This window comes from Aeromonas sobria (assembly GCF_000820145.1).
GTDB classification, from domain to species: domain Bacteria; phylum Pseudomonadota; class Gammaproteobacteria; order Enterobacterales; family Aeromonadaceae; genus Aeromonas; species Aeromonas sobria.
The window spans coordinates 352,804-367,247 of sequence record NZ_CDBW01000006.1; the positions used below are offsets into that span (position 1 = coordinate 352,804).

Here is a 14,444-nt window from a genome sequence, read left to right on the forward strand (position 1 = left end):
TCGTTCAAGTTCATATGAGATTGCGCTCCCTGTTCCATCAGGGAGAGCAAACAGCCTGGCTGTATGATTGTCCGGTTGTTCATCGCGTTACCCCAGCAGCAATAGCGCCAGCACCAGCACGGCGCCGATCCCCATGGAGGCGGCATACCAGCGCAATTTGCCGGTCACGGTCCAGGCCAGCAGCTGGTTGCCACGCAGGGCAAACCAGGCGGGCAGTTCCATGGTGCGGTCCAGTGGGTCGCGGGCCAGCAGCCGGGTAGCCAGCAGATAGGGTTTGACCAACAGTTGGTCGTAAAGCCAGTCAAAGCCCCAGGCGTTGAACCAGAGGGTGCTGAGCAGGCGACCCGGCGCACTGTTGGCAATCGAGGTGGCCAGTCGGCGCTCACCGAGGAACAGCAAGGCCGCCAGTGCAATCCCTGCGATGGCGATGATGCCGGAGGTGATCTCCAGCGCATGGCGACCCTCTTCGATATGATCCCCGGGGCCTGCCGGCAGTACCCCAGCTAGCGGCGGGGTGATCAGCGCCCCGATGCCGGTAGAGAGCACCAGCAATACCAGCAACGGCAAGTGATGAGCCAGACCGTGGCCCGCATGGGCTTTGGTCTGCTCTTTGCCATGGAAGGCGATAAAGATCAGCCGGAAGGTATAGAGCGAGGTGAGGAATGCCCCCACCAGACCTGCCCACAGCAGCGCGCTCTGGCCCGAGGCTTCTACTTGCCACAGGATGGCGTCCTTACTGTAGAAACCTGAGGTGACCAGCGGCAACGCCGCCAGCGCCGAGCCACCCACCAGGAAGCAGGCATAGACCAGCGGCAGGCTCTTGCGCAGCCCGCCCATCTTGAAGATGTTCTGCTCATGGTGGCAGGCGACGATGACGGCACCGGCGGAGAGGAACAGCAGCGCCTTGAAGAAGGCGTGGGTCATCAGGTGGAAGATGGCCCCTTCCCATGCGCCGACACCCAGTGCCAGGAACATGTAGCCAATCTGGCTCATGGTGGAGTAGGCGAGGATCCGCTTGATGTCGGTCTGAACCAGCGCCGCAAAGCCTGCCAGCACCAGGGTGATGGCGCCAACCAGCCCGACCAGATGGAGGATCTCCGGCGCCAGCAGGAACAGGCCGTGGGTACGGGCAATCAGGTAGACCCCTGCGGTCACCATGGTGGCAGCGTGGATCAGCGCAGAGACCGGGGTCGGGCCTGCCATCGCATCCGCCAGCCAGGTTTGCAGCGGCAGCTGGGCCGATTTTCCGACCGCACCACCCAAGAGCATCAGGCAGGCCAGTGACAGGGCAGGGGAGCCCTCGGCAAACATGGTCGGCGCCCGCACCAGCAGTTCGTGGATATTGAGGGTGCCCAGTTCCCGATACAGAATAAACAGGCCGATGGCGAGGAAGACATCACCCACCCGGGTCACGATAAAGGCCTTGAGGGCCGCCGCGCCGTTGTTGCGATCCTTGTAGTAGAAGCCGATCAGCAGGTAGCTGCACAGCCCCACCCCTTCCCAGCCGAGGTAGACAAACAGCAGGTCATCGGCCAGCACCAGAAACAGCATGCTGGCGATAAAGAGGTTGGTGTAGGTGAAGAAGCGGGAGTAACCCTCTTCTCCGCGCATATACCAGGAGGCAAACAGGTGAATGAAGAAACCGACCCCGGTCACCACCCCCAGCATGGTCAGCGACAGGCCATCCAGTGCCAGAGAGAAGCTTGGGGTAAAGTTGCCCACCGCCATCCATTGCCACAGGCGCTGGACATAGACGCCCCCCTCGGGCGGGTTGGCCAGAAAGTCGATGCCGACCCACAGGGTGGTGAGGGCTGACAGGCCAATGGAGCCCACCCCGATCAGTGCCGAGGTACGCTCGCCAAACCGGCCGAGGGAGAAGGCCAGCACCAGCCATCCCAGCAGCGGAAATAGAAAAGTCAGGTATAAGAGGCTCATCCGCGCATCTCGCTCACAATGTCCACGTTCAGGGTGTGGTAACGACGATAGAGCAGCAGTAACAGGGCGAGGCCGATACTGGCCTCTGCTGCTGCCAGAGAAATCACCAGGATGTACATGATCTGGCCATCGGCCTGGGCCCAGCGGCTACCTGCCACCACAAACGCCAGTGCCGAGGCATTCATCATGATCTCGATGCTCATCAGGATGTAGAGCAGGTTGCGGCGGATCAGCAGACCGCACAAGCCGATGCAGAACAGCACCGCGGCCAGCAAAAGTCCGTGCTCCATAGGGATTCCATTCATTGCTGATCTCCTTCTTGTGCAGAGCGGGATGCTGCGCGAGGGACCGAGAGTACTTCACCGTTCTTCTCTTCCCGACCCAGATGGTAGGCGGTCACCAGACCGGCCAGCAGCAGGATGGAGGCGAGCTCGACAGCCAGTACATAGGGGCCAAAGAGCTCGATACCGACCTGCTTGGCAGTCACCTCGGTCACCCCGATCAGGCCCCCGGTCACGCCGAGAATGCCGTGGGCCAGAAAGCCCAGCAGCACCAGAGAGAGCAGGGCAGGGCCAACCCAGGTCATGGGGGTAAGCCAGTTCTTCTCCTGCACTTGCGCCGTTCCCAAGTTCAGCATCATCACCACGAACACGAACAGCACCATGATGGCACCTGCGTAGACGATCACCTGCAGGGCGCCTGCAAAGGCGGCGCCCAGGCAGAAGAAGATCATGGCCACGGCGATGAGGGAGATGATGAGATTGAGCAGCGCATGCATCGGATTGCTGGTGCTGATCACCCGCAGCGTGCTGTAAATGGCCACCAGGGCCGAGGCATAAAATGCCAGTTCCATGATTGACTCCTCAGGGCAGCAGGCTCTTGACATCGATGGGTTTGGCTTCGTTTTCGGCATCCCCTTTCGGTTTGCCGTCGATGGCCATCCCGCTCATGCGATAGAAGTTGTAGTCCGGGTATTTGCCGGGCCCGCTGATCAGCAGATCTTCCTTCTCGTACACCAGATCCTGGCGGCGATACTCACCCATCTCGAAATCCGGCGTCAGCTGGATGGCGGTGGTGGGGCAGGCCTCTTCGCACAGGCCGCAGAAGATGCAGCGAGAGAAGTTGATGCGAAAGAACTCCGGATACCAGCGACCATCTTCCCGCTCGGATTTTTGCAGCGAGATACAGCCGACCGGGCAGGCGACCGCACAGAGGTTGCAGGCCACACAGCGTTCGTCCCCGTCGGGGTCACGGGTCAGTACGATGCGACCGCGGTAGCGGGGGGCCGCATAGACCGCCTCTTCCGGATAGCTCAGGGTTTCACGGGGCCGCCAGGCATGGGAGAAGACCATGGCCAGGCTGCGTAACTGGGTGCCGACACCCTGAATAATGCTAAAAATTTTCATAATGAGTGCCTCACTGCGTACTTATCAGTACAACTGCCGCGGTGATCAGCATATTGATCAGGGTCAGCGGCAAGCAGACTTTCCAGCCAAACGACATCACCTGGTCAAAGCGCGGGCGAGGCAGGGAAGCCCGCAGCAGGATGAAGAACACCATGAAACAGGCGGTCTTCAGAGCAAACCAGATGAAGGGGGGCAACCAGGGGCCATGCCAGCCACCGAAGAAGAGGGTCACGATGAGCGAAGAGATCAGCACGATGCCGATATATTCGCCCACGAAGAAGAGACCCCACTTCATCCCCGCATACTCGATGTGATAGCCGTCGGCGAGCTCCTGCTCGGCTTCCGGCTGGTCAAACGGATGGCGGTGGGTGACGGCGACACCGGCAAACAGGAAGGTGACAAAGCCCAGAATTTGGGGCACCACGTTCCACAGGTCCGCCTGTGCCTCGACAATATCCCGCAGGTTGAAGCTGCCGGTCTGGATCACGATCCCCATCAAGGAGAGCCCGAGAAACACCTCGTAGGAGAGGGTCTGGGCCGAGGCGCGCAAGCTGCCGAGCAGGGAGTATTTGTTGTTGCTCGACCAACCGGCGAACAGCACCGCATAGACCGCCAGCCCCGCGATGGCCAGGATGTAGAGCAGCCCCACGTTGAGATCCGCCACGCCCCAGGTGGGGGTGATGGGCACCACCGCAAACGCCAGAATAAAGGCGGTGAAGGCGATGATGGGGGCCAGGATAAAGATCCGGCGATCGGCGAACGGCGGGATCCAGTCCTCCTTGAAGAACATCTTGATCATGTCGGCGGCCAGCTGGAGCAGGCCAAACGGCCCCACCCGGTTGGGGCCGTAGCGATCCTGCCACAGGGCCAGCAGACGGCGCTCGATGAAGCTCATGAAGGCGCCAGCCCCCACGATCCCCACCAGCACGATCAGTGCCTTGCCCACCTCCAGCAACAGATCGATCAGCGACTCGCTCATGCGATCACCTCCTGCAGGTTAGTGATTGAGGCTTGTTGCAGGGCCGTTGGCAGGCCGTTCACCCCAAGGGGGAGCCCCACCAGACCGGCGCTCAGCTGTGCACTAAGACGCAGGCGCAGTTGCCAGTGGCTACCGCCCCAGGAGAATGAGACCTGACTGCCCCCATGGAGGGTCAGACGCTGTGCATCTGCCGGATTTAGCACCAGCTCGGGTTCGTTCATGCGGGCCTGAATCACCGGGCTGCGGGCCGACAGCTCCTCGCCGCCAAACAGCTGGGCATAATTGACCACCTGCAGTGCCTCTGCGGCCTTGAAGGGGGCTGGGATGGTGGTGAACCAGCCAAGGGTATCCTCTGTTGCTTCCAGCAAACGGCGACCCGGATCGCCAGCACGCAGATGACCACCAACTTCATCCTGGAACTTGTTCCAGGCGGAGGGTGAGTTCCAGCCCGGTGCCCAGGCAAAGGGCACTTGCGGCATGTTCTGGCGGGCACCGGCATACCCTTCCATGGAGAAGTTGAAGGGGGAGTCGGGATCTTGCGCCACCCGCGGCTCGCTGACGTTCTGATCCGCCAGCATGGAGGTGCGACCGCTGTAGCGGTGCGGCTCACGAGCCAACCGCATGCCACGGATGCGCAAGCCCGCGTTGGGGGCCGCTTCCAGCATGGTGGCCAGCAGCGGATGGCTGGTGGCGCAGTCATGGCTTATCTGTTCATAGGTCTGCCAGCGCAGCGGCTTGTGCTCGAGCGCCCCTTGCAGTGCCGCCAGCCAGCGCCACCCTTCACGCACCTGAATGTCGGCGTTGTAGAAGGCGGGCGCATAGACCTGGAAGAAGCGCTGGGCGCGCCCTTCCATATTGACCAGGGTGCCATCGGCCTCGGCAAAACTGGCCGCAGGCAGCACCAGATCGGCCTTGTTGGCGGTCAGGGTCGCCTGATGGTCGATGACCAGCAGGTGTTGCAGCCGGGCCAGTGCTGCGTCCACCCGGTTGCGCGGTGCGCGGCGGTAGAGATCGTTCTCCAGGGTGACCAGCGCCAGCCCCTCTTCGGCCTCGATACGCTCAAGGGCGGCTTCAAGCGGCTTGTCTGACAATGCTTGAGCGCCCAGCATGGCTAGACCCAGCGAGTTGGCCTCCTGGCCAACCAGCGCGATGCTGGCTTCCAGTCCACGGTTTTTCAGGGCGTGGGCAATATTGCTGGCCGCGTCGACCAATGCCACATCGCGGGCACTGGAACCTGCAATGATGAGCGGCTTCTTGGCGTTGCCCAGCAGCTCGGCCCAGCGAGCCGCTTGTGCCTGTTGCTCGGGGCTGAGATCGGCCACGGCCGGTGCGCTCGGGTCGAGCAGGTTGGCGATGGCAAAGCCAAGGCGCGCCTGATCGGCGTAGGGGGCGTGCAGCTTGTCGGCCGCTACATCGTCAAGACGGGTGGTGTCGAGACTGGTGATGAGCAGCGGGTAGCGCTCGTTCTGACCCAACGTCTGAACGGCGGCGACTTGCCACAGATCCACCTTCATCTTGCGGGCCAGCTCGCGAGCCTTGCCCTTGACGGCCTGACGCAGCGCAAGCGCGATACGGGCGGCGCTCATGGTGACATCTTCGCCGAGCAGCAGAATGGCATCGGCCTCTTCCATGTCCCGCAGGCTCGGGGTTGGCACGCCGCCCTGTTGCAGGATCTGCAGCATTTTCAGCTGACAGGCCCATTCTGCCTGCTCGACGCCTGCATAGAAGTTGCCTTCACCCACCAGCTCGCGCAGGGCAAAGTTGCTCTCCAGCGAGGCGCGGGGCGAGCCGATGCCGATGAGGCCATTGGCGGTGCGCAGGGCATCGGCGGCGCGGTTGAGGGCGCCATCGACTGTGATGGTCAGCTGGTCGTTGCCATCTTTGAGCAGCGGCTGGCGCGGGCGATCCGCCAGATTGACGTAGCCATAGCCAAAGCGGCCACGGTCACAGAGGAAGTAGTGGTTGAGGCTGCCGTGGAAGCGGTTTTCGATGCGGCGCAGCTCGCCATAACGCTCACCCGGGCTGATGTTGCAGCCCACGGAACATTGCTGGCAGATGCTGGGGGCAAACTGCATGTCCCACTTGCGGTTGTAGCGCTCGGAGTGGGTCTTGTCGGTGAAGACGCCGGTGGGGCAGACCTCCACCAGGTTGCCGGAAAATTCGCTCTCCAGGGTGCCATCTTCGACCCGGCCGAAATAGACGTTGTCGTGGGCGCCATAGACACCCAGATCCTCGCCACCGGCATAATCCTTGTAATAACGAACGCAGCGATAGCAGGCGATGCAGCGGTTCATCTCGTGATTGATGAAGGGGCCCAGCTCCTGATTCTGGTGGGTGCGCTTGGTGAAGCGGTAGCGACGGCTGTTGTGGCCGGTCATCACCGTCATGTCCTGCAGGTGGCAGGCGCCCCCCTCTTCACAGACCGGGCAGTCGTGGGGGTGGTTGGTCATCTGCCACTCCACCACGCACTTGCGAAACTCTTTTGCCTCTTCATCTTCGATGGAGATATAAGTGCCATCGGTAGAGGGGGTCATGCAGGACATGACCAGACGACCGCGCTTGTCGTCGGCATTCTGATACTGCTTGACCGCGCACTGGCGGCAGGCGCCGACGCTACCCAGCGCCGGATGCCAGCAAAAATAGGGGACGTCCAGACCCAGTGACAGACAGGCTTGCAGCAGGTTGTCTGCCCCGTCTACCTCGAACTCTTTACCGTCTACATAAATGGTTGCCATACAACTTCCCTGAAACCTGTTTTGTGAAATCGGTGGTGTTGTTACCAGCGTTCGCCCAGCAGATTGGGCTGGATCCCTTTAAATGGCTTGTGGTTGTCACCAGCGCCCTTGATCCCTGCCTCGAATTCGGAGCGGAAATATTTGATTGCGCTGGCGAGCGGCTCGACGGCGCCCGGTGCGTGGGCGCAGAAGGTCTTGCCCGGGCCAAGGAAACCGCAGAGTTGCTCCAGGGTGGCCAGATCGCCGGATTGCCCCTCACCACGCTCCAGTGCCCGCAGCAGTTTGACGCTCCAGGGCAGGCCGTCGCGGCAGGGGGTGCACCAGCCGCAGGATTCGCGAGCGAAGAATTCTTCCATGTTGCGCAGCAGGCTCACCATGCTGATGGAGTCATCCACCGCCATGGCAAGACCAGTTCCCATTCGGGTGCCGACCTTACCGATGCCAGCGGTATACATACGGGCATCAAGGTGCTCTGGCAGCAGGAAGCCGGTACCGGCGCCCCCCGGTTGCCAGGCTTTCAGGCGATAGCCGCTCTTCATGCCGCCGGCATAGTTTTCAAACAGCTCGCGGGCAGTGATGCCAAAAGGCAGCTCCCAGACCCCCGGGTTGTTTACCTTGCCGGAGAAACCCATCAGCTTGGTGCCGTGATCTTCCGAGCCCGGCAGCGCCAGCCCCTGATACCAAGCCACGCCGTTGCCGATGATGGCGGGTACGTTGCAGAGGGTTTCGACGTTATTGACGCAAGTGGGTTTGCCCCAGACGCCGGAGACGGCGGGGAATGGCGGTTTGGCGCGCGGGTTAGCGCGGCGCCCTTCCAGCGAGTTGATCAGCGCCGTCTCTTCGCCACAGATGTAGCGACCGGCGCCGGTGTGGACGAACAGCTCGAAGTCAAAGCCCGAGCCGAGAATGTTTTTGCCAAGCAGGCCCGCTGCTTTTGCCTCTTCTACGGCCCTGCGCAGGTTGATGGCGGCATCCACATACTCGCCACGCAGGAAGATGTAGCCGCGATAAGCCTTGAGGGCCCGTGCCGAGATGATCATCCCCTCGATCAGCAGGTGGGGCAGTTGCTCCATCAGCAGGCGATCTTTCCAGGTATTGGGCTCCATCTCATCGGCGTTGCAGAGCAGGTAACGGATGTTCATGCTCTCGTCTTTGGGCATCAGCCCCCACTTCACGCCGGTGGGGAAGCCTGCGCCGCCACGCCCCTTGAGACCGGCATCCTTGACGGTGCTGACAATCTCGTCCGGGCTCATCTGGCCGAGTGCCTTGCGGGCAGCCTCATAGCCCTGCTTGCTCTGGTATTCATCCAGCCACACCGGCTGGCCGTCGTCCCGCAACCGCCAGGTGAGGGGGTGGGTTTCGGCGGCGCGGGCAGTGCGGTTGGCGGTGCCAAGAGAGGCGAGCATTTTGCTCTGAGGCTGGCTCATGGGTAAGCCTCCAGGGTTTTCAGCAATGTCACCGGGTCGAGGCCGCCATAGGTGTCGTCATCGATCATGATGGCTGGCCCCTTGTCGCAGTTGCCAAGGCAGCAGACCGGCAGCAGGGTGAAGCGGCCGTCAGGCGTGGTTTGACCCGGGCCGAGATTCATTACCTCTTTGAGACCGGCCATCAGCTCTTCATGGCCATTGATGTAGCAGACCATGCTGTCGCAGACCCGGATGATGTGGCGCCCTACCGGCTGGCGGAAGATTTGGCTATAGAAGGTGGCGACACCCTCTACGTCGCTGGCGGGAATGCCGAGCTCGGCCGCGATGGCATGAATGGCACCGTCCGGTACCCAGCCGCGAGCCTGCTGCACGATCTTGAGCGCTTCGATACTGGCGGCGCGGGGATCTTCGTAGTGATGTTTCTCGTGTTCAATGGCATCGCGTTCAGCCTGGCTCAGAACGAAATCGCTCTGTTTGCTGCTGCAAGCCCCTTGCCCCTTTGGGGTCTGATTATTGTGACACTGACATTGCTGGCTCATGACTTGACCTTTTGTGGCTTGTCCTTTAACTGCGAGTCCTGTTGTCTCGTAATCGGTGGCTGTCCCCATCAGGTGGACACCCAGCGGTTACTTAACGGTCCACATCCGACATAACGAAATCGATACTGCCCAGGTAGGCAATGAGATCAGACACCATGCTGTTCTTGATCACCGAGGGGATCTGTTGCAGGTGAGCAAAGCTCGGGGTGCGGATCCGGGTCCGGTAGCTCATGGTGGAGCCATCGCTGGTCAGGTAATAGCTGTTGATCCCCTTGGTCGCCTCGATCATCTGGAAGGATTCTGCGGCAGGCATTACCGGGCCCCAGGACACTTGCAGGAAGTGGGTGATCAGGGTCTCTATATCCTGCAGGGTGCGATCTTTGGGCGGCGGGGTGGTGAGCGGGTGATCCGCCTTGAAGGGCCCCTCCGGCATGTTATTCACACACTGCTCTATGATACGCAGGCTTTGGCGCATCTCTTCGAGGCGCATCATGCCGCGGTCGTAAACATCCCCATTGGCACCGACCGGCACCTCGAACTCGAACTGATCGTAGCCCGAATAAGGGCGCCATTTGCGCACGTCGAAGTTGAGGCCGGTGGCGCGCAGACCGCCGCCGGTGACGCCCCACGCTAATGCCTGCTCTGTGGTATAGGGGGCGACGCCTATGGTGCGGCCGCGCAAGATGCTGTTGCGCATCGCCGCTTTTTCGTAATCCATCAGCCGCTTGGGCAGCCAGTTCAGCAGGTTCTCCTGGATGAGACGAGCCCAGCCTACCGGCAGATCGTGCGCCACGCCGCCGATGCGGAACCAGGCCGGGTGCATGCGGGCGCCGGTGATCGCTTCGATGATGGTGTAGATTTTTTGCCGGTCGGTGAAGGTGAAGAAGACCGGTGTCATGGCCCCCACGTCCTGAATATAGGTACCGAGGAACAGCAGGTGGCTCTGGATGCGGAACAGCTCCGCCATCATCACCCGGATCATGTCGACCCGCTGCGGCACCTTGATACCTGCCAGCTTCTCGACTGCCAGCACGTAGGGGAGGTTATTCATTACACCGCCCAGATACTCGACCCGGTCGGTATAGGGGATGTAGCTGTGCCAGGACTGGCGCTCGCCCATCTTCTCGGCACCACGATGGTGGTAGCCAATGTCGGGCACGCAGTTGCGGATCTCTTCCCCGTCAAGTTGCAACACCAGCCGGAAGGCGCCGTGGGCAGAGGGGTGGTTGGGGCCGAGGTTGAGGAACATGTAGTCCTCGTTCTCGTTACCACGGGCCAGGCCCCACTCTTCCGGTTTGAACAGCAGGTTCTCCTGCTCCATGTCCTGTTTGGCGGCATCGAGCATGAAGGGATCAAATTCAGTGGCGCGCGCCGGATAGTCTTTGCGCAGCGGGTGACCCTGCCAGTTCTTGGGCATCATGATGCGGGTCAGATGGGGGTGACCATCGAAGGTGATCCCCATCAGGTCCCACACTTCCCGCTCATACCAGTTGGCATTGGGGAAGTGGTTGGTGATGGTAGGCAGATGCAGGTCACTCTCGGCCAGCGCCACTTTCAACATCACATCGGCGTTACGGTCGATGGAGATGAGGTGATAGAAGATGGTGAAGTCGCTGGGGGGCAGGCCGTCGCGATGGCTGCGCAGCCGCTCGTCGGTGGCGCTGAGATCAAACAACATCACGAACGGAGAGGGTACCTTGCGCAGGAAGCCAATCACGTCTTGCAGCAGCTCGCGAGGGAGCCAGACCACCGGCACGCCAGTACGGGTGCTTTGCACAGTGAAGTGCTCGGCTCCGAAGTGGGCAAACAGTTCGCCAATGATTTTGGCATCCTGGTGGTCGCTGGGCTGCCACTGGGCCATGGCGTAATTGCTGGGAAAATCACGAGTCAGTTTCATGGTCAGATCTCATCCGGCGTACGCAGGTTGGTCACATTGATCCGCTCGCCGCGCTTGCGCTCTTTTTCGGCTTGCATCTGGGGACGGTAGATCCCCTGATCGCCTACCGTCCAGGAGAGGGGGCGGCGCTCTTTGCCGATGGAGTCCTGCAGCAGCATCAGGGCTTGCAGAAAGGCTTCGGGACGGGGCGGGCAACCCGGAATGTAGACATCGACCGGCAGGAACTTGTCGACACCCTGTACTACCGAGTAGATGTCATACATGCCACCGGAGTTGGCACAGGCGCCCATGGAGATCACCCACTTGGGTTCGAGCAGTTGCTCGTACAGTCGTTGAATGACCGGCGCCATCTTGATGAAGGGCGTCCCTGCAATCACCATGAAATCAGCCTGACGGGGCGATGCTCGGATAACTTCGGCGCCGAAGCGGGCTACGTCATGGGGGGAGGTGAAGGCGGTACACATCTCCACGTAGCAGCAGGAGATACCAAAGTTGTAGGGCCAGAGGGAGTTCTTGCGGCCCCAATTGACTGTGTCTTGCAGCACCTCCTCGAGACGGCCCATCATGATGCCGCGCGTCGCTTCTTGCGCCAGCGGATCATCGACGGTCTGGCGCTGCTCCTGGGGATAGCGCTCAACCGGCGCATCCGGGTCAATCCGGGTCAGGGTGTACTTCATGGTGCAACCTCAAGGAAAGGGTCTGTGGTTCAATCAGTTTTTTTATCGTTCAGTTGCGGCTTGCGCGGTGACCACTCCAGGGCGCCGATGCGCCACAGGTAGATCAGACCGATTAAGAGCAGCGTGATGAAAATAGCGGCTTCAATAAAACCGACCCAGCCGGTTTCGCGAACGGAGACAGACCAGGCGAAAAGATAGAGTGCCTCGACGTCGAAGATGACGAAGAACATGGCGACCAGATAGAACTTGGCGGAAAAACGCAGGCGGGCAGTGCCAACCGAGTCAATGCCAGATTCGAAGGGCTTGTTTTTGGCACGACCATAGGCGCGTCCCCCCAGCAGCGCGGCGAGACCTATCATCGTCAAACAGATAGCGATGGCACCTATGACATAAATGGCAAAAGCCCAATGTTGAGCAGAAATATCAGCAAACATAGAGGTTTTTCCTAACCAAATTAATCATGCGACTTAACAATGATGTTACGCATTATGACACTTTCGCACTGATTTACATGCCATTTTTACGAGTTAATTATTAATCTGTTAACTGGAAATTAAATTCTGTTAAGGAGCGCACTTTTTTACTGGTTATGGCAGGCAGGAAAGGCTTGGAAAGAGCAGAAAGCTGCTCCTAGCCATCACCTGAAAGGGGTAAATGTCGCGTGCGAAGCCGGGTCAGGTCGGCATTACGGAGATGGACCGTCGGTGGGCGAAGAATGTGGTGGCAGGTGAGACGTGGCTGTTACAAAGATAACAACAAGAGAGGCTCGCAAGCCTCTCTTGTCATAACGTTCCGGTTTCGAAAGTGGGGCGGTCAGGGTTTATTGGCGACCAGCAAAACCTGATCCGGGTAGGCGCCAATGACGCGAAAACCGATGTCTCCCGAGGTGATATCCAGATACGCCCGCTGGCCATTGGCGGAGGCCACCGTGCTGCTCATCAGATAGACGTAGCCGTCGTTGACCTCTTTACCATCTCCCGCCATGGCGCGCGGGAAAATGGCTTCATTGAGAGAGGGCTTGTAGCAGGCATGCTCGACCAGGGTCGCCAGCTCCTTGATGTCGGGCAGGCGCCACTGGCTGACACCGCCGAAGTGATAGAGAGCATGGCTGCTGTCACTGCGGATCCGCTCCGCCACTTGCAACCCCTGCTGCCAGTAGTAAGCGGTCGGTTCCCCCAGGCAACTACCGCCATCCCATGTTTGCCCCAGTTTGCAGCGCATCCAGGTGAGGCCGGTGTGTTGATCGGTGACGGTGCCGTTGCCATGGTCAAGAAAACGGGCAGAGGGGGCGGTGCGATCCATGGTGTCATCACAAATGGCAGCGCCGTGGGCAAGGGGGGCCAGCAGTGCCAGCATGGCGAACGAAAAACGATAAAGGTTCATGATATTCCTCGGATTATTGGGGAGTGGCGACCAGTCGCACCTGCATCAGTTCGATATAGTCATCTTGCTGAACCAATGCGGGATAAGTGGTGCCCGCATCATCTCCCAGGAACAGGGCCGTGCGTTTGCTGATGGGGCCACCGGAGAAGCGCTGGGCGGTGTTGCTGGTGGAGCTCCAGTAGTAGCCATCGTAGGTGTCATCTTCCGATGGGGCGATATCCGGGAAGTAACGGGTATCCACGATGATGCGCTGACCCAGCGGGTCCTTGGCCAGGCTGCCGTAGTGCATCAGTGACATCAGATCGCCCATGGTGGGCAGCCGCCACTGGCTGATGCCGCAGCGTTGTTCGCCATTGAGCCACTGCTGATATGCGCGGGTGGTCAGCATGGTGGTCAGCGCCTGTGCCCGGGCGAGGGCAGACAGATCCCCTTCGGCTGTGAGCTGTTCGATCCTGTTATGGATATGCTGGTAGGCCGCTTGCTGTTCGCCTGCGGTCGCCTTGAATTGCTCATCCTCATAGGCAAAGGGTCTGCTTTTCCAGGCCGGACTCAAGGGGTCGTCCGATTTGACCTCCCATACCAGACCGGTATTGAGATCCTTGACGCACTGCCAGCTCGGCGCGCTGTCGGGGAGCACCTGACCGCGATCATCAAGCTTGCGATAGGCAAGCTGGGGACGAGTGCGATTCCAGCTGGCATCTTGCCCCGGATAGTCGGTAGGTTCCTGTTCCAGCAGCGGATCGTTGCCATCGCTGAAGGTGGTGACGCCGCTGACGGTCAGCAGGTTGCGTGGCTGCTGTTGCGCCAGCAGGGTCAGCAGCTCGCTTTGGGTCTCTTCGGCAAATTGTCCGTTGCGCTGCCACTCCTGAGCCAATTGCCCCAGCATCAGGCTGATGGCGCGATAGCTGGTGGTGAGCAACTGCGTCTCCTTGGCGGTGGCAAGGCGTGTGCGGGCCTGTTGCTGCAAGCTGATCGCCACCTTCTGCAGCGCCTGATCAAACTGGCCGAGACCTGCGAGGGCCGCGCGGTCGCTGCCCGGTTGCAGCGGCGCGAGATCGGTCAGCAACTGTGTCAGTGCGCGATCGGCGGCCACCCCTTCGGCAATGCGGCTCTGCCACAGGGTGCTGAGCAGGGTCGGTTGCAGCCGTTGTGGCTCCCCTTTGGCGGCCGGATGCGCCAGCAGCAGCCCTCCGGCGCGCGGTACGAACAGCAGGGGCGAGTTGACGATGTTGGCCGAGCGGCTGACAAGGGCCACAGCTCCTTCGCCGCTGACGGCAGGATCGGCGGGATCACATTGCCAGTTCTGATCCAGATCGGCGCACAGGGTGCCGGCGGTCGGCAGGTCGACATCGACCCGGTAGTCAGGGATCGCCAGTGGTGCGTTATCTTCCCCGCCGCCACAGGCGCTGAGCAGGGCTGAGAGGGTTGCAATAACCAGTACGGATGGTTTCACTTCACATTCCTTG

Annotated in this window: 13 protein-coding genes; all 13 read right to left on the reverse strand. The window is 60.7% G+C overall.

What is annotated here, in order from left to right; genetic code table 11:
* Nucleotides 1-87: 87 nt before the first annotated feature.
* The 13 genes from nuoL to BN1135_RS04135 all read right to left on the reverse strand — a co-directional run bounded on the left by nuoL (nt 88) and on the right by BN1135_RS04135 (nt 14,431).
* Nucleotides 88-1,935 (reverse strand): NADH-quinone oxidoreductase subunit L, encoded by a 1,848-nt coding sequence (gene nuoL / locus BN1135_RS04075; protein ID WP_042019040.1) that lies wholly within the window; start codon nt 1,933-1,935, stop codon nt 88-90.
* Nucleotides 1,932-2,240 carry an NADH-quinone oxidoreductase subunit NuoK gene (nuoK, locus tag BN1135_RS04080; RefSeq protein WP_042019042.1) on the reverse strand — a complete coding sequence of 103 codons (309 nt, stop codon included), beginning with the start codon at nt 2,238-2,240 and terminating at the stop codon, nt 1,932-1,934. The genes nuoL and nuoK overlap by 4 nt, the downstream gene beginning before the upstream one ends.
* Nucleotides 2,237-2,788: an NADH-quinone oxidoreductase subunit J gene (gene nuoJ, locus BN1135_RS04085; RefSeq protein ID WP_042019043.1), complete on the reverse strand. Its 552-nt coding sequence runs from the start codon at nt 2,786-2,788 to the stop codon at nt 2,237-2,239. Before nuoJ ends, nuoK begins: the two co-directional genes overlap by 4 nt.
* A gap of 10 nt (nt 2,789-2,798) precedes the next feature.
* Nucleotides 2,799-3,341, reverse strand: coding sequence for an NADH-quinone oxidoreductase subunit NuoI (nuoI, locus tag BN1135_RS04090; RefSeq protein WP_042019044.1), 543 nt, complete (start codon nt 3,339-3,341; stop codon nt 2,799-2,801).
* Between the two features lie 10 nt (nt 3,342-3,351).
* Nucleotides 3,352-4,320 carry an NADH-quinone oxidoreductase subunit NuoH gene (gene nuoH, locus BN1135_RS04095; protein ID WP_042019045.1) on the reverse strand — a complete coding sequence of 323 codons (969 nt, stop codon included), beginning with the start codon at nt 4,318-4,320 and terminating at the stop codon, nt 3,352-3,354.
* On the reverse strand, nt 4,317-7,055 hold the full coding sequence (gene nuoG / locus BN1135_RS04100; RefSeq protein ID WP_042019046.1) for an NADH-quinone oxidoreductase subunit NuoG: 2,739 nt from the start codon (nt 7,053-7,055) through the stop codon (nt 4,317-4,319). Before nuoG ends, nuoH begins: the two co-directional genes overlap by 4 nt.
* 41 nt (nt 7,056-7,096) lie before the next feature.
* On the reverse strand, nt 7,097-8,482 hold the full coding sequence (nuoF, locus tag BN1135_RS04105) for an NADH-quinone oxidoreductase subunit NuoF (RefSeq protein WP_042019047.1): 1,386 nt from the start codon (nt 8,480-8,482) through the stop codon (nt 7,097-7,099).
* Complete coding sequence (gene nuoE, locus BN1135_RS04110; RefSeq protein ID WP_042019048.1) at nt 8,479-9,021, reverse strand: NADH-quinone oxidoreductase subunit NuoE; 543 nt, start codon at nt 9,019-9,021, stop codon at nt 8,479-8,481. Before nuoE ends, nuoF begins: the two co-directional genes overlap by 4 nt.
* Nucleotides 9,022-9,112: 91 nt before the next feature.
* Nucleotides 9,113-10,918 (reverse strand): NADH-quinone oxidoreductase subunit C/D, encoded by a 1,806-nt coding sequence (nuoC, locus tag BN1135_RS04115; protein WP_042019049.1) that lies wholly within the window; start codon nt 10,916-10,918, stop codon nt 9,113-9,115.
* Between the two features lie 2 nt (nt 10,919-10,920).
* Nucleotides 10,921-11,595, reverse strand: a complete 675-nt coding sequence (locus BN1135_RS04120) for a NuoB/complex I 20 kDa subunit family protein (protein WP_042019050.1) — start codon at nt 11,593-11,595, stop codon at nt 10,921-10,923.
* Nucleotides 11,596-11,624: 29 nt separating this feature from the next.
* A complete protein-coding gene (locus BN1135_RS04125) occupies nt 11,625-12,029 on the reverse strand; it encodes an NADH-quinone oxidoreductase subunit A (RefSeq protein ID WP_042019051.1) in 405 nt (134 codons plus the stop codon).
* 379 nt (nt 12,030-12,408) lie between these two features.
* Entirely contained in the window at nt 12,409-12,978 is a 570-nt protein-coding gene (locus tag BN1135_RS04130) for an Lcl C-terminal domain-containing protein (protein WP_042019052.1), read from the reverse strand.
* 13 nt (nt 12,979-12,991) lie between these two features.
* Nucleotides 12,992-14,431 (reverse strand): Lcl C-terminal domain-containing protein, encoded by a 1,440-nt coding sequence (locus tag BN1135_RS04135; RefSeq protein WP_042019053.1) that lies wholly within the window; start codon nt 14,429-14,431, stop codon nt 12,992-12,994.
* Nucleotides 14,432-14,444 lie beyond the last annotated feature (13 nt).